Consider the following 21,099-nt stretch of genomic DNA (forward strand, 5'->3'; position numbering starts at 1 on the left):
CTAGTGCGGGCGGGGCCGCGTTGTTAGAGTGCCCAGAGGTCTGAGCAAGCGCTTAGACAAGATTCCTGGGAGGTCACTGAACATGGCGGAGCCGCGCGTTTTCAAGGACGTCGACGACCTGAAGGGCGCCGTGGGCGAGCAGCTCGGGTACAGCGACTGGGTCGAGATCGAGCAGAGCCGCATCGACACGTTCGCCGACGCCACGGGCGACCACCAGTGGATCCACGTCGACCCGGAGCGCGCGAAGGAGGGTCCGTTCAAGACGACCATCGCGCACGGCTACCTCACCCTGTCGCTGCTGCCCCTCTTCGGCCCGCAGCTGATGAAGGTCGAGGGCATGAAGATGGGCGTCAACTACGGGACGAACAAGGTGCGCTTCCCGGCCCCCGTCCCGGTGGGCTCCCGGCTGCGCGCCACCGCGAAGGTCACGAACGTCGAGGACGTGGCCGGCGGCGTACAGGTCACCGTGGCGTTCAGCGTGGAGCGCGAGGGCGGCGACAAGCCGGTGTGCGTCGCGGAGTCGGTGTCGCGGTACTACCTCTGAGCCCTACGCGGCCGGAGCCGCACCCACCATGCGCAGCACGAGGTCGGCGTAGAGCGCGCCGACCTCGTCCGGTGTCCGCTTCCCCTCGGCGTTGAACCAGCGGGCCACGTCGATGCAGAGCGAGAGCACGGCGACCGTGGTGCCCGGCACGTCGGGGACGTCGAACTCGCCCGCCTTCACACCGTCGTTGATGATCTCCCGCACCGAGGCGTCGCTCTTCCGGCGCAGCGCCACGATCTCGGGCCGGTTCTCCTCGCCCAGCGAGTCCAGCTCGTACTGGACGACGCGCGCGGTCATGTGGTGCCCCGCGTGCCAGCGGACGAACGAGCGGACGGCCTCCGCGAGCCGCTCGGCGGCCGTGCCGTCACTCTCGACCGCCCGGCGCAGGATCGCGAGGGCCTTGTCGTGGCCGATCCGGCTGATCTTGAGAAGCAGTTCTTCCTTGGTCTTGTAGTGGATGTAGAGCGCGGCCGGGCTCATCCCGGCGCGGCTCGCGATGTCGCGGGTCGTGGTCGCGTGATAGCCGCGCTCGGCGAACGCCTGCACCGCCGCGACGAGCAGCCGCCGGGCCGCGTCGGGCGTGACGTCGGCCCACGGCATCTCGTCCGCGGCCTCGTCGATACCGCGCTCGTCCTGCGTCATCGCTGCACTCACATCCTCCCGTGGGGCTGGTGGCACACCCTACCCTCCGGGGTGAGCGAGCGCTTAGAGCCCGGTTTCGAGGAACGCCACGCGACTCACTCGGAGTCCGCCATCATGTCGGCCAGGATCGCGCGCACCGTGTCCAGGCCGAGGTCCGGGTGGAGGAAGGCGAAGCGGGCCACCGTCTCGCCCTCCCAGACCGTCGGCACCACGAAGGCGAGCTGCCGCTCGAGGAGCCGCCGCGACCAGGCGTCGTAGTCCGCGGAGCCCCAGCCCGTGCGGCGCAGCAGCACCACCGAGAGCTCGGGCTCGCGCAGCAGCTCCAGGCCGTCGGTGGCGCGGATCAGCTCGGCGGTCTCCTGGGCGAGCCGGTGCCCGGCCTCGACGGCCTCCCGGTAGGCCTCCGTCCCGTGCACCGCGAGCGAGAACCAGAGCGGCAGGCCCCGGGGGCGGCGCGTGAGGTGGTACGCGTAGTCGCTCGGGTTCCATTCCTGCGGGGCGTCGGTGTGGATGCAGTCCAGGTAGGAGGCGTCCTGGGTGTGGACGACGCGGGCGAGTGCCGGGTTCCGGTACAGCACGGCGCCGCAGTCGAACGGCGTGAACAGCCACTTGTGCGGGTCGATGACGAGGGAGTCGGCGTGCTCGATGCCGACGAGCTGCTCGCGCAGCCGGGGCGAGAACAGGGCGCCGCCGCCGTAGGCCGCGTCGACGTGGAACCACAGGCCGTGGTCGCGGGCCGCGTCGGCGATGCCCGCGAGGTCGTCGACGATGCCCGCGTTGGTGGTGCCGGCGGTCGCGACGACCGCGACCACGCTCCCGGGATCGCCGTCGGCCGCCAGCGCGGCGCGCACCGCGTCCCCGGTCAGCCGGTGGTCGTCGGTGGGCACCACGAGCGCGCCGACGCCCATGATCCGCAGCGTGCTGCCGATCGACGAATGGGCCTGGTCGCTGACCGCGACCCGGGGCCGGTCCACGGGACGTCCTTCGGCGGTACGTGCGGTGTCCCGGGCCACCAGGAGCCCGGACAGGTTGCCCGCGGACCCGCCGCTGACGAAGCAGCCGCCCGCCCCACCCGGCATCCCCGCGAGGTCGGCGAGCAGCCGCAGCACCTGGTTCTCGGCGGCCACGGCGCCGGACGCCTCCAGCCAGGAGACGCCGTGCAGCGAGGAGGCCGACAGCACCATGTCGAAGAGGGCGGCGGCCTTGGTCGGGGCGCCGGGGATGAACGAGAGGAAGCCCGGGCTGTCGCAGGAGACGACGGTCGGTTCTATGTGCTCGGTGAACAGCCGCAGCACGTCGCCGGCGACGGATGGGCCGCTGCCCAGGGCGCCCTTGAGGGCGACGTCGAGCTCGGCCGCGTCACCGAGCCTGCCGAGCGGCACCGGATCGAGGCGCAGCCGCCGCTCGACGTGGTCGAGGACCGTGCGGGCGAGGGCTTCGTCATGACTGTGCAAGGTGCCGTACCTCCAGGGACGGGGCGCCAGGGGTGTCAGGGATTCCCGGTGGGCACGGTTCGTATTTGGATTCGTCCGGACCCATTTCGGAGGCTAACCACAACCCACCTCACTGGTCAACGAGTTCGCCCCGCGGGGCCCTCAGCCCCCGCCGCCCGACTCGAAGTGGTCGAGCAGCGCGAGGAACTGCCGGCCCGAGTCCTCCAGGTGCTCGCGCATCCGGGCCTCGGCGGTCTCCGCGTCACCGGCGAGGACGGCGAGCGCGATGGCCCGGTGCTCCTCGCAGAACACCCGCGAGAGGTCCTGGTCCGGCGGGTAGACGAGGGTCCAGTCGCAGTCCAGCCAGAGCGCGTTGCCGCGCACGAACAGCTCGGCGCGGGCCCGCTCGACCGCCTCACCGAGCACCTCGTTGCCGGCCGCGGCGGCGACCGCCAGATGGAAGCGCGAGTCGACCTGGTGGTAGGCGGCGAGGTCGGCGACCTCCTCGTCGAGCATCCGCACGAGGGCCCGCCGGTCGGCGGTGGAGCCGCGGCGCGCCGCGAGCCCCGCCGCGAACGGTTCGACCGCCGTCCGGTACTCCATGTAGTCGCGGATGGTGGCCCTGAAGTCGGCGGCCACCGCGGCCCGTTCGCCCTCGACCGCGGGGGCGGGGCGCACCCGGGTCCCGCCGGAGCGGCCGAGCGTCGTGACGACGAGCCCCTCGTCGGCCAGCCTGCGCACCGCCTGGCGGACGGTGTTGCGCCCGACGCCGAGCGACGCGGCGAGCTCGCGCTCGGCGGGCAGCCTGCTGCCCGGGGCGAAGCCGCCCAGGGCGATGCGCTTGCGCAGGATCTCGGTGACCATGTCGCGCGAGGGCCTGCGCTGCCCCGGCGGCCGCTCCAGCGGATCGGCCCCGCTCCCGGCTCCCGCCTTCACCACGCGTCCTCCCGGTCGTCCCGTCGCGGCTGGTCCCGCGGGCGCGAACTCGCCCGCCCCGAAACCCTATTGGATTCACTGCGAACCCTATTGACAGGACTTCTTCCCCGCTCGTAGCGTCCCGATACCACTTTATGGGTCCACTCGAACCCATACTCCTCGGCCCTTGTTCTCCGGTCGGCCACCCCCGCCCCCGCTCACCCCCGCGGGCCCGCCGTCCTGCCCTCAGAAGGAGCCCCGCTCCATGACGACTCCCCCAGTCCGACCGGCCACGGACGCGGACGCCCCACCCGCGGCCGCGGCCCGGCGCAGCCCGCTGAGCATCGCCACCGCCACCCTGATCGGCACCAGCGTCGAGTGGTACGACTTCGGCATCTACAGCACCGCGGCCGCCCTCGTCTTCCCCAAGCTGTTCTTCCCCGAGATGAGCCCCGCGCTCGGACTGCTCAGCTCCTTCGCCACCCTGGCCGTGGGCTCCCTGGGCCGCCCGCTCGGCGCCATCCTCTTCGGCCACATCGGCGACCGCTACGGCCGCAAGCACGCCCTCATCGGCTCGCTGCTCCTCATGGGTCTTTCCACGTTCCTGATCGGCCTGCTGCCCAGCTACGCGGTGGCCGGCGCCCTCGCCCCGGCGCTGCTGCTGGTCATCCGCGTCCTGCAGTCGCTCGCGGTCGGCGGTGAATGGGGCGGGGCCGTCCTGTACGCGGTGGAGAACGCGCCCCCGCACCGCAAGGCCCTGTACGGATCGTTCCCGCAGATCGGCGACGGCATCGGCTTCTTCCTCGCCACCGGTGTCTTCACGCTGGCCTCGATGCCGGGCCACGAGGCGCTGCTCGCGTGGGCCTGGCGCGTCCCCTTCCTGCTGTCGAGCGTGCTCGTGCTCACCGGCCTTGTCATCCGCAGCCGCCTCGAGGAGTCGCCCGAGATCAAGGAGGCGCTGCGCGAGGAGCGGGAGGGGGACGGCGTCGCCGCGAAGCTTCCGCTGCTCGACGTGGCGCGCAGCTCCTGGCGCAGCTGGCTGCTCGCGACGGGCGCCTTCCTCGTCACCATCGGCGGCTTCTACGTGATCGTCACGTTCATGTCCGCCTACGCCGTGTCCCACCTGGGCTTCACCGACGCCCAGACCTCGGCAGCCGGCATGTTCGCCTCGGTCGTCGTGATCGTCTTCACCCCGCTCACCGCGCTGCTCGGCGACCGGTTCGGCGTCCGGCGCGTCACGCTCGTCGGGATGGCAGCCCATCCGGTCGTGGCGTTCCCGATGTTCTGGCTCGCCGGTTCGCACAGCGTCGTGGGCCTGTGGGCGGGCATGGGGCTCGGCATGCTCGCCAGCACCATCGCGTACGCCACCGTCGGCACGATGATCACCGAGTGGTTCCCGCCGCGCGTGCGCTACACCGGGCTCTCGCTCGGGTACCAGATCGCCGGCCTGATCGGCGGCGGCGCGATCCCGCCGCTGGCGCAGTGGCTGGCCGGCTCCTCGGGCGCCTCCTGGACCCCCGTCGCGGTCCTGTTCATCGTGATGGCGCTGGTCAGCATCGGCTGCGTCGCCCTCCACCGGCGGATGACCGCGCCGGATTCCGCCTCGTCCGCCGCCGCCATCGGCACCGCCACCGTGCCGCAGGAGACCCGATGACCGAGACCACCACCCCTTCGAGCTCGAACGCCGGGCGCGCCCACCTGGAGCGGATCGCCCGGCGGGCGTCCGACGCCGCGGCCACGGCGCCCGCCTGGTCCTCCCCGTACGAAGGCGCGGAGTCCGAGGTGCACGCGCGGATCGACGCCGCGGTCGAGGGTCTCGGCGAGGAACTGCTCGGGCTCGCCCGCGCCCTGCACGCGGACCCCGAGCCGGGCTTCGAGGAGCACCGCGCCGTCGCCCGCGTCGCCGAACTGCTGCGGGCCCACGGCGTCACGGCGCGGACCGGGGTGCACGGACTCCCCACCGCGCTGCGGGCGTCGGCCGGTTCCGGCGAAGGGCCGACCGTGGCCGTGCTCGCCGAGTACGACGCGCTGCCCGGCATCGGTCACGGCTGCGGCCACCACATCATCTGCGCCGCGGCCGTCGGCGCCTTCCTCTCCCTGGTGCCCGTCCTGGAACGCACCGGCGGCACGGCGGTACTGCTCGGGACGCCTGCCGAGGAGAACGGCACCGGCAAGGAACTCCTCGCCCGCGCCGGGGCGTTCGACGGGATCGACGCCGCCGTGATGATCCACCCCTCGTCGGGACCCGACCTCTCGGACGCACCGTTCCTGGGGCTGCGCGAGGTGGTGGTCGAGTACACGGGGCTCGCCGCCCACGCCTCGGCCGCGCCGTTCATGGGCCGCAACGCCCTGGACGCGGTGGTCGCCGCCTACCAGGGGGTCTCCGCGCTGCGCCAGCACATGCTCCCGGACGACCGTGTGCACGGCGTGATCACCGACGGCGGCTCGCGCCCCAACGTCGTGCCCGAGCGCACGGCGGCGCACTTCTACCTGAGGTCCGCCACCGTGGAGGGGCTCGCGGAGCTGTCCGAGCGGGTACAGCGGATCTTCGAGGGCGCCGCGGCGATGACCGGCACGACCGCCACCACCCGCTGGGACGACTGCCCGCCCTGCGTCCCCGTCCGGCACAACGGCGTCCTCGCGGCACGTTTCGCCCAGCACCTGACCGGCCGGGGCCGCACGGTGCTGCCCGGCAGCGCCGCACCCGACTCCGCGCTCGGCTCCACGGACCTGGGCAACGTCAGCGTCCGCCGCCCCGCCATCCATCCCATGCTGTCCGTCGCCCCGGCCGGAACGGCCCTGCACACCGCCGACTTCGCGGCCTGCGCGCGGGGCCCGGAGGCCGACCGGGCGGTGCTCGACGGCGCGGCCGCCCTCGCCCGCACGGCCGCGGACCATCTGTCGGACGGCGCCCTGCGGGCAGCGGTGGAAAGGGAGTTCACGGAGGCGGGCGGCGCACTCGACGTACCGAAGCTGCTGTCCACCCCCGCGTCCTCCTGACGTACTCCCGACGTCCCCCGACGTCCTTACGCCACCGGCTTGAACGGATCGTGGTCCGCCAGGATCTTCTCCAGGCGGGCCTGGTCGACCCGGCTGACGATCTGGCCCGCCTCCTGGCGGTCCCGGATCACCTTGGCCAGCGTGAAGGCCGAAGTCGTGAGGTAGAGGACGGCGATCGCCAGGAACGCGCGGATCCAGCCGCTGACGTCGAGGCTGTAGATGCCGATGGCCGTCGCGGCGAGAGCGACGACGAAGGATGCGACGGCCTGTCCGTAGAAGGCCACGGTGTTCTGCTGCTTGACCGGTGTCTCACTCATGCCGCACAGCATGGAGCGGATGGGGACGCGCCCCCATCCGCTCCGGTACTCACCTGCTCGACCGCGTACTCAGAACGCCGATACTCCTGTCAGCGCGCGCCCGATGATCAGCTTCTGGATCTGGCTCGTGCCCTCGTAGAGGGTCATGACGCGGGCGTCGCGCAGCAGCTTGCCGACCGGGTACTCATCGATGTAGCCGTACCCGCCGAAGACCTGGAGCGCGTTGTTCGCCGCGCGGACCGCCGCCTCCGACGCGAACAGTTTCGCCTTGGACGCCGCCGTCGCGAACTCCTCGCCGCGGTCGATGAGATCGGCGACGCGCCACGTCAGCAGGCGGGCCGCGTCCACGTCGACGGAGATGTCGGAGATCAGCTCCTGCACCAGCTGGTACGAGGCGATGGACTTGCCGAACTGCTCGCGCTCCCCCGCGTATCCGACGGCCGCGTCGAGGGCGGCCTGGGCGATGCCCACGCAGCCCGCGGCCACCGACATCCGGCCCTTGGCGAGCGCGGACATGGCGATCGAGAAGCCCTTGCCCTCCGGGCCCATCATCGCCGAGGCAGGCACGCGGACGTCCTCCAGGACCAGCTCGGCGGTGGTCTGGCCGCGCAGACCGAGCTTGCCGTGGATGGTGTTCCGGGTCAGGCCGGGGGTGTCGGTAGGGACCAGGAAGGCGGAGATGCCCTTGTGGCCCGGGGTGTCATTGGTGCGGGCGAAGAGGAGGACGACATCGGCCCAGGTGCCGTTGGTGATGAAGATCTTCGTGCCGTTGATCACCCAATCCCCATCGGCACCGCCGTCGCGCACGGCGCGGGTCTGGAGGTCCGCCGGGTTCGAGCCGTGCCCCGGCTCGGTCAGGCCGAAGCAGCCGAGCGCCTCGCCGGCCGTCAGCTTCGGGATCCAGTGCCGCTTCTGCTCCTCGCTCGCCCACTGCTGGATCGGCTTGGTGACCAGGCCGAGGGAGACCGAGACGATGCCGCGCACCGACGAGTCGCCGCGCCCCAGCTCCTCCGTGACCAGCGTGTACGCGAGGTGGTCGCCGCCCGAGCCGCCGTACTCCTCGTCGATCGTCAGCCCCAGGAAGCCGACCTCGCCGAGCTTCTTGACGATGCCCCGGTCGACCTCCTCGGCCCGGTCCCACGCCACCACGTTGGGCGCGATCTCCCGGTCCACGAAGTCCTTGGCGAGCCGGCGCACCGCCGTCTGCTCCTCGCTCAGCTCCAGGTTCATGGCCACTCCCGCGCGCATCGAATCGTAAAGCAGTTAATTAGCACTGCTAGTTTTTGGCTTGCAGCCCTACTATGTGCCGCATGGCCCGACCGCGCAAGCCCCTCCTGAGCAGAGATCGCATCGTCGACACGGCCCGCACGCTCGTCGACACCGAGGGCCTCGCGGCCGTCTCGACGCGGCGGCTCGCCGCCGAGCTCGGGGTGAGCGGACCCTCGCTCTACAACCACTTCCGCACGAAGGACCAGATCCTGGAGGCGGTCGCGGACTCGGTGAGCGCCCAGGTCGACCTGTCGATGTTCGACGCCGACGACGAGCGGGACTGGCGCACCGCCCTGCACGACTGGGGCGTCTCCTACCGGTCGGCGCTGCGCGCGCACCCGAACATCGTCCCGGTGCTCGCGCGGGGCCCGGGGCACCGCCCGGCGGGCCTGCGACTGGCCGACGCGGTGTTCGGCGCGATGGTCGACGCCGGGTGGCCGCCGCCGCAGGCCACGTCGATCGGCGCGCTCATGCGGTACTTCGTCACGGGGTCCGCGCTCGGCTCGTTCGCCGGCGGCTTCCCCGACGACGAGGCGGCGTACGACCCCGCCGACTATCCGCACCTCGGGCAGGCGCACCTGCTCGCCGAGCGGCAGGAGATCGTCGACGACCGGGCCTTCGAGACGGGGCTCACGGCGCTGCTCGACGGGCTCGCCGTGCAGTACGAGCAGGTGGCCACGGCCCCTGCAGCGGCCACCGACCGCTGACGATCCGGCGGCCCCGCACTCTTCGGCCGCCGCCGAAGTGTGCCGGGGGCATGCTGGAGCCATGGCCGCCTCCAAGGAACCCGGCGCTCCGCGCCTCGCCGCCCTCGCCTCGCTGATCGCCGACGAGACGCGGGCCGCCTGCCTGCTCGCGCTGCTCGACGGCCGGGCGTGGACGGCGGGCGAGCTGGCGCGGCACGCGGGCGTCGCGGCGTCGACCGCGAGCGAGCACCTCGGCAAGCTCGTCGCGGGCGGGCTGCTCGCCGAGGAGCGGCAGGGCCGCCACCGCTATCTGCGGCTCGCCGACGCGCGGACCGCGCAGCTCCTGGAGGGCCTCGCCGGGTACGCCGTGCCGGGCGGCGGGGAGCGGCCCGCCACCCTGCGGGCGGCGTCGGCGCGGACCGCGATGGCCCGCGGGCGGACCTGCTACGACCACCTGGCGGGCCGGCTCGGGATCACGGTCACCGACGCGATGGTCGAACGGGGGCTGCTGCGGGCCGACGCCGGCGCCGACGCCCCGACCCTCGCGCTCACGGACGCGGGGCACGGCTGGTTCCGCGCCCTCGGGACGCCGCTCGACCCCGGCTCGCGGCGACCGCTCGCGCGCGGCTGCCTCGACTGGACGGAGCGCCGGCCGCACCTCGCCGGACGGGCGGGCGCCGCGCTGTGCGCCCACGCCTTCGCGGCCGGGTGGGTCGAGCGGATCGGCTCCGAGCGGGCGGTGCGGGTGACCGGGGCCGGGGAGCGGGCGCTGCGGGCCGAACTGGGCGTGACGGCGCCGCGCTGAGCGGAGGCCGTGGCGCGATCCCGCCCCCGGCCAGGGCGTTTACCGGAAGTAGCTGTAACGTACATTTTCCGTCCGGGAAACACCTTCGTCACACGGGAGCGGCGCATGGCGCAGACGGCGGATGCCGCGATTCAGCAGGACGCCGCCCGGAGGTGGACGGCCGACTGCGGCCGGTTCGCGCTGCGCGTGCTGCGCGGGATCGGACAGGTGACGTTCCTGCCGCGGGCCCTGACCGGCGCGCTGTTCGCCGCCGCCCTGTTCTCCGCCGGGTGGGAGTACGGGCTCTACGGGATCGGGGGCGCGGCCGTCGGCACGCTGGTCGCGGCGCTGCTCGGCGTGGACAAGGAGCGGCTCACGATCGGCATGGAGGGCTTCAACGCCTGCCTCGTGGGCGTGAGTTGCGCCGTCTTCCTCAACCCGGACCAGCTGTCCTCGGTGCTCGTGGCCCTGCTCGGCTGCGCCGCCGCGACCGTGGCCACCGCCGCCGCGGGGCGGGCCCTCGGGGCGTGGGGGCTGCCCGCCCTGACACTGCCGTTCTGCCTCGTGGCGAGCGTCGTCACGCTGGCCGCGCCCGGGTTCGCGCGGGTGTGGACCGGCGGGGGCGGCATCGCCGCGTTCCCCCGGGCGGTGTCCGGGGCCAGGACCGGGATCCAACTCGACGACGCCGTACGGGGGTTCTTCGCCGGTTTCGGCCAGATCTTCCTGATGCCGCAGTGGTACGCGGGGGCGCTGGTGCTCGCCGGGCTACTGGTGGCCGGGCCGCGGGTCGCGGGCGTGGCCTGCCTCGGCAACGTCGCGGGCATGGCGACCGCGTGGGCCCTCGGCGAGCCTGCCGCGCAGCTCGCCGACGGGACGTCCGCGTACAACGCGGTACTGGTCTCGCTCGCCCTGTGCGGCGTGTTCCTGAAGGCCACGCCCCGCACGGTGGCGTACGCCGTCGCGGGGGCGGTGGCCGCGACCGTCTGTGCTCCGGCGTTCGGGGCGTTGGCGGCGCCGGTCGGTGGGCACATGTTCACGTGGCCGTTCGCGTTGACCACGTTGGTGTTTCTGGTGGCGGCGAGGTCGTTTCCGCGGCTGACGTCGTCGGGCTGAGCGGTTCGTTCGCAGCCGACCGGGGTTGCGGTCACGGGGCTCCGCGCCGGACCCCGCTGCTCAATCGCCGCAAGGGCTTGAAATACCCCCGCCGCAGGCACCCTGATGCATCAGGCCGATTCGAGGGTCGCCACGTCGATCTTGCTCATCTTCATCATCGCCGCCAGGACCCGGCCGGCCCGGTCCTTGTCGGGGTCGGCGAGGAGGTCGGGGAGGCGGCGCGGCACGATCTGCCAGGACAGGCCGTACTTGTCCTTGCACCAGCCGCACGGACCCGGCTCGCCGCCGTCCGCCGTGAGGCGCTCCCAGAGCCGGTCGACCTCGGCCTGGTCCTCGCAGTCGACGGAGAACGAGACCGCTTCGTTGAACGTGAACTCGGGGCCGCCGTCCAGCGCCTGGTACTCGGTGCCCGCGAGGCGGAACGACACGATGACGCCCGAGCCGGGCTCCTGGGACCCCTCCTCGCCGAAGTGCTGGACGTCCAGGACCTTGGAGTCGGAGTCGGGGAACAGCGAGATGTAGAAGTCTGCGGCTTCCTCGGACTTGCCGTCGAACCACAGGCAGGGGCGGATCTTCTGGGCGATGGTGGCGGACATGGTGTGCCTCCTGGTTCCCGTTCCGGTGCCGGTGCCGGTCGCGCCGGTCCGCATCAGGTCTCTCCTCATACAGACCGGCCGCCAGCCGGGAACTCATCGGCAGGGCATCGCCCGAAGCCCCGCTAGAACACGACGAGCGCCCTGCCGCCCTTGCCCGCCACCATGTTGTCGAACGCCGCCGGGATCCCGTCCAGGGCGATCCGCTCGGTCACGAGCGTGCTCAGGTCGAGGCGGCCCGCGCGGATGTGCTCGGCGAGCACCGGGAGGTCCTGGGCCGGGTCGCAGTTGCCGTAGACGCAGCCGGACAGCGTGCGGCCCCAGTGGAAGATCTCCAGGGCGTTGAAGGTGACCTGCTGGTCCTTGCCGCCGATGCCGACGACGGTGGTGCGGCCGCCGCGCCGGGTGGACTCCCAGGCGGTACGGATCGTGACGGCGCGGCCCACGCACTCCACCGCCACGTCGACGCCCTGCTTGCCCGTGAGGCCCCGGATCTCGCGGGCCGTGTTCTCCGACGCGACCACGTAGTCCGTGGCGCCCGCCGCCCGCGCCAGCGCCTCCTTCTCCGGGGAGACGTCGACCGCGACGATCTTCGAGGCGCCCGCGATCCGCGCGGCCTGGAGCGTGGCGAGGCCGACGCCGCCGACGCCGTACACCGCGACCGTCTCCCCCTCCCGTACGCGCGCGGAGTGGTGCACGGCGCCGTATCCGGTGAGCACCGCGCAGCCGAGCAGGGCCGCGTCGGTGAGCGGGACGCCGTCCGGCACGGGCAGGACGCAGTTCGCGGCGACGACCGTCTCCTCGGCGAACGCGGCGACGTTCAGGCCGGGGTGGAGGTCGCTGCCGTCGGACGCGCGCTTCGCGTGGATGTCCGCCGCGCCCGCGAGGGCGTTGGCGCACAGCCAGACCTCGCCGAGCCCGCAGGCGTGGCAGTTGCCGCAGGAGGGCGCCCAGTTGAGGACGACGCCGTCGCCGGGCGCCACGTGCGTCACGCCCTCGCCGACGGAGACGACGGTGCCCGCGCCCTCGTGGCCGAGGACCGCGGGGACCGGGACGCGCATGGTGCCGTTGGTCAGGGACAGGTCGGAGTGGCAGACCCCGGCGGCGGCCAGCCGCACCCGGACCTGGCCGGGGCCCGGTTCGGGCAGGTCGATGTCGGCGATCTCCAGCGGGGAGCCGACGGCGGGCAGTACAGCGGCGCGGACCATGGTGAGCACAACTCCCTGAGCGAGTGCGGGGTGTCACGTACGTGCCCAGCCAAACTAGCGTCGCTAGTTTCGGGGGTCCAGGGGGTGCCGGTGCCGGGTCAGTGCCGCTGGTGGTCCTTCTCACGTCGACGGAGCCGGGGCGCCCGTGCTCTGCCCTGCTCGGCGCCGCCCTCGGGACCGCGTGGCGCCGCCCCTGGCCCCGAGCCCCGCCGCCACGAACAGCAGCCCGCCCAACATCACGAACGGCGCCGCCGTCCCCGCCACGCCCGCGATCAGCCCCGCCGACGCCGGGGCCGCGACCTGGCCGAGACGGTTGCCGGTCAGCCGGAGCGCCAGGGCGGTGGAGCGGGCCTCGGCGGGGGCGGCCTGGACGACCGTGGTCATGGAGAGCGGCTGGCCCACCCCGAGGCAGAAGCCGAGGACGACCAGCATCGCGCCGAGCGCCCACACCGGCACGGGCAGCGCGATGCCCGCGCACAGCAGCGCCGCGAGCAGGCACGTGGTGGCGATCAGGGCGGTCCTGCCCAGCCAGTTGATGAGCGGGGTCATGACGAGGCGGCAGGCGACCGTCGCGCCCGCGCGCAGGCTGAGCAGCACGCCGACCACGGAGGGCGCGATGCCCCGGTGCTCGCCCACCACCGGCAGGTACGCCGTGAGGATGTCGGTGGCCGACAGGACGGCGAGGCTGATGAAGATGCCGCCGGGCACGCCGCGGGTGCGCAGGATGCGGTGCACGGGGATCCTGGAGGCCTCCTTCGCGCGCGAACCCGTCCGCGTACGACGGGACTCGATGCGCCACAGCGAGGTCACGGCCAGTGCGCAGACGCCCGCCGACACGAGGAGCGCGAGGGCGCTCGTGGCCGCCATGTCGTGGCCGTCGATCAGGGCACCCGCGGCGATCGGCCCGACAAGCTGGCCGAGGGAGGCGCCGATGGTGAAGTGGCCGAAGTTGCGGTCCTGGTCCTCGGGCGCGGACTGCCGGGCCACGATCGACTGGGCGCCGATGACGAAGCACAGATGCCCGAGCCCCATGACACCGCTCCAAGCAGCCATCCCCACAAGGGAGTTCGCGAGTCCGCTCATCGCGCACCCGCCCGCGATGAGGACGACGCCCACCGGGAGCAGCGGCGCGCACCTGCCGTGGTCCGTGCGCCGGCCGAGCGGCACGGCGGCGAACAGCGGGAGCAGCGCGTAGACCCCCGCGATGACGCCGACGGCACGCTCGTCGGCGCCGAGCGCGAGGGCCCGGTAGGAGACCGCGGGCCGCGCCATCGACACCGCCCCCTGCGCGAAGCTGAAGGCGATGACGAGGCGGAGCAGCCAGGCACGGCTCATGAGGTCACGGGATTCATCGGTTCTCGGGATTCATCGGTCGGGTCACACGATTCCGAACAGCAGACCGGCGCCGAGGACGACCAGCGCGGTCAACGCCGCCCATTTCACGGTGAACTTGGTGTGGTCGCCGAACTCGACCTTAGCCATGCCCACGAGCACGTAGACCGCCGGGACCAGCGGGCTCGACATGTGCAGCGGCTGTCCGGCGAGCGAGGCGCGGGCGATCTCGAGGGTCGAGACGCCGTGCGCGTGTCCGGCCTCGGCGAGCACCGGAAGGATGCCGAAGTAGAAGCCGTCGTTGGACATGAAGTACGTGAAGGGGATGGACAGCACGCCCGTCACGAGCGCCATGTGCGGGCCCATCCAGTCGGGGATGCCGCCCACGACCCACTTCGCCATGTGGTCGACCATGCCGGTGCCCTGCAGCACACCCGTGAAGACGGCGGCGGCGAAGACCATGCCCGCGACGTTGAGGACGTTCTCGGCGTGCGCGCCGATCCGGGCCTTCTGGTCGGCCATGTGCGGGTAGTTGACCGAGAGCGCGAGCGCGGCGCCGAGCATGAACAGGACCGGGATCGGCAGCAGCTCCATGATCATGGAGGCCAGGAGCACCACGGTGAGCAGCGCGTTGAACCAGTAGAGCTTGGGGCGCAGGGTGGCCCGGTTCGGGTCGAGCCCGGAGAACGTCTCGCCCTCCTCGTTCTCGTACGAGGGGGTGGGCGCGGAACCGCCACCGCCACCGGTGTTCGTGCCCTTGGTGCCGCTGCCGGCGCCGACGAGCACCTTCTCCTCGACGGTCTCGGTGACCGTGACGTCCTCGTCCAGGGAGAGGTGGCCGAGCCGCTTGCGCTCCCGGCGCCCGAGCACGTACGAGAGCGCGAAGACGAAGAGCAGTCCGACGCCGAGCGCCGGGATCATCGGCACGAAGATGTCGCTGGCGTCCACCTTCAGCGCGGTGGCGGCGCGGGCCGTCGGGCCGCCCCACGGCAGCGTGTTCATCACGCCGTTGGCCGTCGCGGCGACACCCGTCATCACGACGAGGCTCATCTTCAGGCGCTTGTACAGCGGGTACATCGCCGAGACGGTGATCATGAAGGTGGTGGAGCCGTCGCCGTCGAGCGAGACGATCGCGGCGAGCACGGCCGTTCCGACGACGATGCGTACGGGGTCGGCCTTCGCGAACTTCAGGATGCCGCGCACGATCGGGTCGAAGAGGCCGACGTCGATCATCACGCCGAAGTAGACGATCGCGAACATCAGCATGGCGGCGGTGGGCGCCAGGTCACCGATGCCGGCGATCACGTAGTCGCCCAGCTTGGCGCCCTGGCCCACCAGGACGCAGAACAGCGCCGGTATGAGCACGAGCGCCGCGATGGGCGACACCTTCTTCATCATGATCAGCACCAGGAAGGTGGCGATCATCCCGAATCCGAGGATGGTCAGCATGGGGAGGGCCCTCTCACGTCTACGTTCGCCTTCGAACAGCCGCCGTGGGGGAGGCAGCCAGCGAGACGCTAGGGGGGCCGAACAAGCGTTAACAAGACATTGACACGCGAGCAATAAGCGCAAAACTCCAGGTCACAGCCGTCTCGCGCCGAGACCTCAGTCGAGCACCCGCGCCAGGTACGCCCGCAGCAGCTCCCGTACCTCCGCGATGATCGCCGCGTCGCCGCGCTCCGGGTCGATCCGGAAGGCGAGCCGCACCAGGGCGTCGGCGGACTCCACGGCCACCAGGAACGCGCGGCGCAGGGCCGCGTCGGGGGTCCGCTCGAGGCGCGGGGCGAGGAGGTCGGTGAGGGTGTCGGCGACGCGTTGGTTGGGCTCTGCGTCCGGGGCGCCCACGGGGAGCTGGGTGCCGAAGTCGACCAGGGAGAAGCCCGGCGCCGTGCGCTTCATCGCGAGGTACTCGTCGAGCACGGCGTCCATGGCGGCCTGCCAGTCGCCCTGCGGGACCTCCCTGAGGCGCGCGGTGACCCGCCGCACGTACCGCTCCAGGTTGCGCTCCGCCAGCGCGTCGACCAGGGCCCGCTTGTTGCCGAAGAAGCGGTAGACCGAGCCGATGGGGACCTCGGCGCGGTGCGCGACGGCGCGGGTGCTCAGCTCGTCGTAGCCCGTCTCGTCGAGGAGTTCGGCGCAGGCGTCGAGGATCCGGGTCAGACGCTCGGCGCTGCGCCGCTGAACGGGCTTGCGGCGCAGGGACGTTGGGTGGGCCATGCAAACCACCCTACGGGGACGCGGTCAGGTCCGCGGTGGCCTGGAGGGGCTTGTTCGCGACGGCCCACACCGTGTCGTCGTCGGCGTAGAGACGGGCGGTGAGCTGGTGGGTGCCGCGGTGCAGGCGGCCGGCGGGGAGGCGGTAGTCGACGGTGCGCAGCCGGGCGAGACAGCGGCCGTCGAGGTAGAGCCGGGCGTAGCCGCGGCCCTCGACTGCGCGGGCCGGGGTGCCGTGCGGGCTGAGGCGGAAGCGGCGTACCCAGATGCGGACCTCCCAGCCGCCCGCGGGGCCCGTCTGCGGCTTTACGATCAGGCCGATCTCGGGCGCGCCCTCCTTGGGGATGCGGCGGTAGTGGTGGCCGGCTCCGTCGGTGCGGGAGAGGACCTCTCCGACGGGCCGCCGGTCGCCGCTCTCCCCGCAGCCGGTGGCGCCCGCGAGCAGGGCACAGGTCAGCAGCGCCGCGGCGGCCGGACGGAGCGACGGGAAGCTGGGCATGTTCCGGACGGTAGAGGACCGTTGGCGTCGGCGGATCCCTCGCGGGGAGGACGCCGCGGACCTCCGCTCGGCCGCTGTACCGCCGCGCGTCAGCCATCCGAAGGACCGTGGTGTCTTGCGCCGCACCCCCGCGAATCCTACGGTGTTGCATAGGAATCATTGACCAGGGAGCGATGATGAGCGGGGACGTACGCAAGACTGCCGAGGGGCTGACCTACCTCTCCGGCTTCGGGAACGAGCACGGTTCGCAGGCCGTGCCGGGAGCCCTGCCCGAGGGGCGCAACTCGCCGCAGCGCGCGCCGCTCGGCCTGTACGCGGAGCAGCTCAGCGGCACCGCGTTCACCGAGCCGCGGGCCCACAACCGCCGCTCGTGGCTGTACCGGATCCGCCCGTCTGCGGCGCACCCGGAGTTCACCCGGGTGGACAACGGGGCGGTGCGCACGGCCCCGTTCACGGAGGCCGTGCCCGATCCCAACCGCCGCCGCTGGAACCCGCTGCCGGAGCCGGCGCCCGGCACGGACTGGCTGGCCGGTCTGTGGACGCTCGGCGGCAACGGCGACGCGACGCAGCGCACCGGCATGGCCGTGCACCTTTACCACGCCAACTCCCCCATGAACGACCGGGTGTTCAGCGACGCGGACGGCGAGCTGCTGATCGTCCCGGAGCGCGGCGGGCTGCTGCTGCGCACGGAGTTCGGGGTGCTCGCCGTCGAGCCGGGCGAGGTCGCGCTGATCCCGCGCGGTGTCCGCTTCCGGGTGGAGCTCCTCGACGCTGTGTCCGACGGCGGACAGAGCCCGACCGCGCGCGGGTACGTGTGCGAGAACTACGGCGCCCCGTTCCGGCTGCCGGACCTCGGCCCGATCGGCGCCAACGGCCTCGCGAACGCACGGGACTTCAGGGCGCCGGTCGCCGCGTACGAGGACACCGAGGGCCCCGTCGAGGTCGTCAACAAGTTCTGCGGAAACCTCTGGACGGCGACGTACGACCACTCCCCGCTCGACGTCGTCGCCTGGCACGGCAACCACGTCCCGTACGTGTACGATCTGCGCCGCTTCAACGTCATCGGGACCATCTCCTACGACCACCCGGACCCGTCGATCTTCACGGTGCTCACGTCGCCGTCCGACACCCCGGGCCTCGCGGGCGTCGACTTCGTCGTGTTCGCGCCGCGCTGGCTGGTGGGCGAGGACACGTTCCGGCCGCCGTACTTCCACCGGAACGTGATGAGCGAGTACATGGGGCTCATCGAGGGCGCCTACGACGCGAAGGCCGAGGGCTTCGTGCCGGGCGGCGGCTCGCTGCACAACATGATGTCCGCGCATGGGCCGGACCGGGACACGTTCGACAAGGCGAGCGCCGCCGAGCTGAAGCCGCAGAAGGTGGACGACGGCCTGGCCTTCATGTTCGAGACGCGCTGGCCCGTCACCCTCGCCCCGCAGGCCTCGACGGCGGGGCATCTGCAGCGCGGCTACGACGACGTGTGGCGGGGGCTGGAACGCCACTTCCACGGATAGACCCCGTGGTCGCCGCATTGCACCACGCCCCCCACGACCGGTACGGATAACCCGTGACGTCATTCGCCCCGGACTCGATCGTCCTGAACCGCAAATTGCCGCTCTGGTATCAGGTGTCGCAGTCCCTGCGCGCCTCGATACTCGGAAGATCGCCGCAGGACCCGCTGCGCCTGCCCACCGAGGAACAACTCGCGGGGCACTACGGGGTCTCCGTGCTCACCATGCGTCAGGCGCTCAAGGAACTGGAGGACGAGGGGCTCATCACGCGGCACCGGCGCCGCGGCACGTTCATCGAGCCCGATGCCCTGCGGGGCGCGCCGGTGCGCCTGCTCGGCTCGGTCGACGCGATCGTCGCGCAGCAGTCCGGCATGACGACGCGGCTGCTCGACCACGACACGGTGCCGGTGCCCTTAGCCTTCGCCGAGCACTTCCCGGGGGCCGGTTCCGTCCCCACGTACCACCGGCTGCGCAGCGACGAGAAGACCGGCGAGCCGACCAACCACGCCCGCAACTACCTGCGGCCCGACCTCGGCGCCCGCGTCGACCTCGCGGACCTGGAGCGGTGGCCGATGACGAAGGTGCTGCGGGACGTGGTCGGCGTGCGCATCAGCCGGATCACGGACTCGGTGCAGGCGCGGCTCGCGGACCCGGAGACGGCCCGCCTGCTCGAAGTCCCCCTGCTCAGCCCGATCCTGCACTACACGGGTGTGACGTACGACGAGGAGGGCAGGGTGCTGGACGTGGCGGTCATCCACTACCGGGGGGACCGCTTCTCGTTCACGGTGACGTTGGACGCGGATTGAGGTCCCTGTCGCGGCGACGGCGTCACGGTCACGGGGCTCCGCCCCGGACCCCGCTGCTCAATCGCCGCAGGGGCTTGAATGGCAAGCACCGCGGGACTTGATCTGTCAGTCGCCGGCGGGGATTGACAGATCAAGCCCCGCCGGCGATTGAGGCGCGGGGTCCGGGGCGGAGCCCCGAGTCCGCAACACCGGTGCCGCGCAAGAGGGGGGACGTACCATGCCGGTCGTGACGAACGACCCGCTCCTCGCGGAGCTCATGCCCTGGTCCGTCGCGCCCCTGCGCACGGGCCGCGCCTGGCCCGTCGCACCGGACACCGCGTCCCTGAAGGCCCGTTGGGACACGTTCGTGCGGGCCGAGCAGGCCGAGCGGGCGGCGCTCCTCGAACCCTCCCGCTCCCGCACCCTGCACACCGCCGCCGCACAGCTCCCCGGCCAACGCACCGGCACCGAGCCGCTCGCGCACGCGGAGGGCCCCTGCCCGGCCCCCGTCCCCCTGCTGCACGGCCCGTTCGACGAGCAGTGGCTCATCCCGGACCAGCGGCTGATCGACGCGGCCCGGCCCGAGCTGTGGCGCGTCGCGGACGAGCGGCAACTGTTCCTGGTCGAGCAGGGGTACGTGCCCGACGCCGGCGGCCCCGCACTGCTCGCGTCCGCCGTGCTCCCGGAGGGCCGCTCCCCCGCCGGCCGGCCCGGCCGCATTCGCCCGCTGTACCGCCGCCCCGGCGGCACGGAGCCGAACGTCGCGCCGGGCCTGCTCACTCACCTGTCCGGAGCGTACGACCGGGAGGTGACGGCGGCCGACCTGTTCGCGTGGATCCTGGCGGCGGGCGCCCGCGACGGCTCCCGCGACATCCGCGTGCCACTGCCGGACGACCCCGACATGTGGGCGCGCGGCGTCGAACTCGGCGGCCGTATGCTGTGGCTGGAGCGGCGCGGCACGGAGACCGACCGCCCGAAGCTGCCGGGCGGCCGCCGCCCGTACGTGCGCGCCCCGCTGCCGGCCCGCCCCACGGAGATCCACTACGACCGCGAGGAGGAGGCCCTGCTCATCGGCGACGGGCGGGTCTCCCCGGTCCCCGCGGCGGCCTGGGACTTCCACGTCAGCGGGGTCCGGGTCCTGGAGCAGTGGTTCGCGCGCCGCACCGGGCCCGCCGAGCCCGGCACGCTCGCGGCGCTGCGCCCGGCCACCTGGCCGCAGCCGTGGACCTCGCAGCTCCTGGAACTCGTCACGATCCTGACGCTGCTCGCGGAACTCGGCCCGCGACAGGAAGAGTTGCGCAAAGCCGTGCTCGCGGACCCTCTCACCACGAAGGATCTGGAACGGGTGGGCGTGCTCCCGGTGCCGGACGCGGCCGGCCGCCCCGCTTCGGTCCTCGACCACCAGGAAGAGGGCCCTGGCGGCCAGTTCGCGATCCTGTGAAGCCCGGGAGACGGGGGCGGCAAGCACTCCCGACCCCGGCGGGCCCCCTCACTCCGCCGCGAACCCCTCAAGGGTCCGCCGCAACGCCCGCTCGAACACCGCCTCCAGGTCGATCGGCCCCGCGTCCTGGGCGAACGACGCCGCGAGCCGCGGGTACCGGCCCGAGGCCACCTGCTCCCCCAGGTACGCGATGCGCACCGCCTGCTCCTTCTCGGCGCTCCACGGCAGGGAACGGGTCCGCTCGGCGGTGGCGATCTCGTTGGCCACGTACGTCGTGACCACGCCGGTCACCGCCGCGACCAGCTCCATCTTCGTGCCGTACGGCAGATCGAGCGGGTCGAGGCAGGTCAGGCAGTACTCCAGGTACGCCAGCGCGTTCGGACTGAACCCGTAGACCGGTGACATCAGGCCCGGCAGCCACGGGTGCCGGTGCATCGCGGCCCGCGACTGCCGGGCGAGTCCGAGGACGTCCGCCCGCCAGTCGCCGCTCGGCTCGGGGTACTCGTACTCGGCGCCGACGGCGTCGACCATCAGCTCGTACAGGTCCTCCTTGCGCGGCACGTAGTTGTAAAGCGACATCGTGCCCATGCCCAGCTCGGCGGCGACCTTCCGCATGGACACCGCGTCGATGCCCTCGGCGTCGGCGACGCGGACCGCCGTCGCCGCGATGTCGGCCCTGCTGTGCGCGGGCCTCGGCCCCCGCCCCGCCCGCTCGGGGCGCGCCCAGATCACTTCGGGTTCGGCCGCTCGGCCCGCCATTGATCATCACCTCGCGCACCATCCTAGTTACGTACACCGTACGAAGTGCGCTAC

At 72.6% G+C, this 21,099-nt stretch carries 21 protein-coding genes; 9 read left to right on the forward strand and 12 right to left on the reverse strand.

Annotated elements, in window-relative coordinates; translation table 11 throughout:
• Nucleotides 1–82 precede the first annotated feature (82 nt).
• Nucleotides 83–544, forward strand: coding sequence for a MaoC family dehydratase (locus ACIA8D_RS12880; RefSeq protein ID WP_399231437.1), 462 nt, complete (start codon nucleotides 83–85; stop codon nucleotides 542–544).
• A 3-nt stretch (nucleotides 545–547) separates the two neighbouring features.
• Here ACIA8D_RS12880 and ACIA8D_RS12885 read toward each other — a convergent pair whose 3' ends face one another.
• The 3 genes from ACIA8D_RS12885 to ACIA8D_RS12895 all read right to left on the reverse strand — a co-directional run bounded on the left by ACIA8D_RS12885 (nucleotide 548) and on the right by ACIA8D_RS12895 (nucleotide 3,558).
• Nucleotides 548–1,186 (reverse strand): TetR/AcrR family transcriptional regulator, encoded by a 639-nt coding sequence (locus tag ACIA8D_RS12885; RefSeq protein ID WP_399231439.1) that lies wholly within the window; start codon nucleotides 1,184–1,186, stop codon nucleotides 548–550.
• A 95-nt stretch (nucleotides 1,187–1,281) separates the two neighbouring features.
• Nucleotides 1,282–2,640 (reverse strand): pyridoxal phosphate-dependent decarboxylase family protein, encoded by a 1,359-nt coding sequence (locus ACIA8D_RS12890; RefSeq protein ID WP_399231441.1) that lies wholly within the window; start codon nucleotides 2,638–2,640, stop codon nucleotides 1,282–1,284.
• 141 nt (nucleotides 2,641–2,781) lie between these two features.
• On the reverse strand, nucleotides 2,782–3,558 hold the full coding sequence (locus tag ACIA8D_RS12895) for a FadR/GntR family transcriptional regulator (RefSeq protein ID WP_399231443.1): 777 nt from the start codon (nucleotides 3,556–3,558) through the stop codon (nucleotides 2,782–2,784).
• Between the two features lie 241 nt (nucleotides 3,559–3,799).
• Here ACIA8D_RS12895 and ACIA8D_RS12900 point away from each other — a divergent pair, with 241 nt between their 5' ends.
• Nucleotides 3,800–5,188, forward strand: a complete 1,389-nt coding sequence (locus tag ACIA8D_RS12900) for an MFS transporter (RefSeq protein ID WP_399231444.1) — start codon at nucleotides 3,800–3,802, stop codon at nucleotides 5,186–5,188.
• Nucleotides 5,185–6,534 (forward strand): M20 family metallopeptidase, encoded by a 1,350-nt coding sequence (locus ACIA8D_RS12905; protein ID WP_399231446.1) that lies wholly within the window; start codon nucleotides 5,185–5,187, stop codon nucleotides 6,532–6,534. The genes ACIA8D_RS12900 and ACIA8D_RS12905 overlap by 4 nt, the downstream gene beginning before the upstream one ends.
• A gap of 26 nt (nucleotides 6,535–6,560) precedes the next feature.
• On the opposite strand, the gene ACIA8D_RS12910 is transcribed toward ACIA8D_RS12905, so the two are convergent.
• Both ACIA8D_RS12910 and ACIA8D_RS12915 read right to left on the reverse strand, forming a co-directional pair.
• Nucleotides 6,561–6,851, reverse strand: coding sequence for a YiaA/YiaB family inner membrane protein (locus ACIA8D_RS12910; protein ID WP_399231448.1), 291 nt, complete (start codon nucleotides 6,849–6,851; stop codon nucleotides 6,561–6,563).
• A gap of 69 nt (nucleotides 6,852–6,920) precedes the next feature.
• Entirely contained in the window at nucleotides 6,921–8,081 is a 1,161-nt protein-coding gene (locus ACIA8D_RS12915) for an acyl-CoA dehydrogenase family protein (protein ID WP_399231449.1), read from the reverse strand.
• A gap of 80 nt (nucleotides 8,082–8,161) precedes the next feature.
• On the opposite strand from ACIA8D_RS12915, the gene ACIA8D_RS12920 reads away from it, so the two are divergent.
• The 3 genes from ACIA8D_RS12920 to ACIA8D_RS12930 all read left to right on the forward strand — a co-directional run bounded on the left by ACIA8D_RS12920 (nucleotide 8,162) and on the right by ACIA8D_RS12930 (nucleotide 10,703).
• A complete protein-coding gene (locus tag ACIA8D_RS12920) occupies nucleotides 8,162–8,827 on the forward strand; it encodes a TetR/AcrR family transcriptional regulator (protein WP_399231451.1) in 666 nt (221 codons plus the stop codon).
• Nucleotides 8,828–8,888: 61 nt separating this feature from the next.
• Nucleotides 8,889–9,611, forward strand: a complete 723-nt coding sequence (locus tag ACIA8D_RS12925; RefSeq protein ID WP_399231452.1) for an ArsR/SmtB family transcription factor — start codon at nucleotides 8,889–8,891, stop codon at nucleotides 9,609–9,611.
• Between the two features lie 105 nt (nucleotides 9,612–9,716).
• On the forward strand, nucleotides 9,717–10,703 hold the full coding sequence (locus ACIA8D_RS12930) for an urea transporter (protein ID WP_399231454.1): 987 nt from the start codon (nucleotides 9,717–9,719) through the stop codon (nucleotides 10,701–10,703).
• A 110-nt stretch (nucleotides 10,704–10,813) separates the two neighbouring features.
• Here ACIA8D_RS12930 and ACIA8D_RS12935 read toward each other — a convergent pair whose 3' ends face one another.
• The 6 genes from ACIA8D_RS12935 to ACIA8D_RS12960 form a co-directional block, all read right to left on the reverse strand.
• Nucleotides 10,814–11,299, reverse strand: coding sequence for a VOC family protein (locus tag ACIA8D_RS12935; protein WP_399231456.1), 486 nt, complete (start codon nucleotides 11,297–11,299; stop codon nucleotides 10,814–10,816).
• Between the two features lie 122 nt (nucleotides 11,300–11,421).
• Nucleotides 11,422–12,504, reverse strand: coding sequence for a Zn-dependent alcohol dehydrogenase (locus ACIA8D_RS12940; protein WP_399231458.1), 1,083 nt, complete (start codon nucleotides 12,502–12,504; stop codon nucleotides 11,422–11,424).
• Between the two features lie 120 nt (nucleotides 12,505–12,624).
• Nucleotides 12,625–13,839 carry an MFS transporter gene (locus ACIA8D_RS12945; protein ID WP_399231460.1) on the reverse strand — a complete coding sequence of 405 codons (1,215 nt, stop codon included), beginning with the start codon at nucleotides 13,837–13,839 and terminating at the stop codon, nucleotides 12,625–12,627.
• Nucleotides 13,840–13,881: 42 nt separating this feature from the next.
• Nucleotides 13,882–15,285 (reverse strand): CitMHS family transporter, encoded by a 1,404-nt coding sequence (locus ACIA8D_RS12950; protein ID WP_399231461.1) that lies wholly within the window; start codon nucleotides 15,283–15,285, stop codon nucleotides 13,882–13,884.
• Nucleotides 15,286–15,441: 156 nt separating this feature from the next.
• Complete coding sequence (locus ACIA8D_RS12955) at nucleotides 15,442–16,053, reverse strand: TetR family transcriptional regulator (RefSeq protein ID WP_399231463.1); 612 nt, start codon at nucleotides 16,051–16,053, stop codon at nucleotides 15,442–15,444.
• Between the two features lie 10 nt (nucleotides 16,054–16,063).
• Nucleotides 16,064–16,549: a hypothetical protein gene (locus ACIA8D_RS12960; RefSeq protein ID WP_399231465.1), complete on the reverse strand. Its 486-nt coding sequence runs from the start codon at nucleotides 16,547–16,549 to the stop codon at nucleotides 16,064–16,066.
• A gap of 176 nt (nucleotides 16,550–16,725) precedes the next feature.
• On the opposite strand from ACIA8D_RS12960, the gene hmgA reads away from it, so the two are divergent.
• From hmgA to ACIA8D_RS12975, 3 genes are all read left to right on the forward strand, one after another.
• Nucleotides 16,726–18,063, forward strand: a complete 1,338-nt coding sequence (hmgA, locus tag ACIA8D_RS12965; RefSeq protein ID WP_399231467.1) for a homogentisate 1,2-dioxygenase — start codon at nucleotides 16,726–16,728, stop codon at nucleotides 18,061–18,063.
• 53 nt (nucleotides 18,064–18,116) lie between these two features.
• The gene (locus ACIA8D_RS12970) at nucleotides 18,117–18,866 is read left to right on the forward strand and encodes a GntR family transcriptional regulator (protein ID WP_399231468.1); all 750 of its coding nucleotides are present in this window, start codon (nucleotides 18,117–18,119) and stop codon (nucleotides 18,864–18,866) included.
• 217 nt (nucleotides 18,867–19,083) lie between these two features.
• Nucleotides 19,084–20,286, forward strand: a complete 1,203-nt coding sequence (locus ACIA8D_RS12975; RefSeq protein WP_399231470.1) for a type ISP restriction/modification enzyme — start codon at nucleotides 19,084–19,086, stop codon at nucleotides 20,284–20,286.
• A gap of 48 nt (nucleotides 20,287–20,334) precedes the next feature.
• Here the strand turns inward: ACIA8D_RS12975 and ACIA8D_RS12980 are convergent, their stop codons facing one another.
• A complete protein-coding gene (locus tag ACIA8D_RS12980; RefSeq protein WP_399231472.1) occupies nucleotides 20,335–21,045 on the reverse strand; it encodes a TetR/AcrR family transcriptional regulator in 711 nt (236 codons plus the stop codon).
• Between the last annotated feature and the right edge of the window lie 54 nt (nucleotides 21,046–21,099).

Source organism: Streptomyces sp. NPDC051684 (assembly GCF_044453445.1).
Classification (GTDB): domain Bacteria; phylum Actinomycetota; class Actinomycetes; order Streptomycetales; family Streptomycetaceae; genus Streptomyces.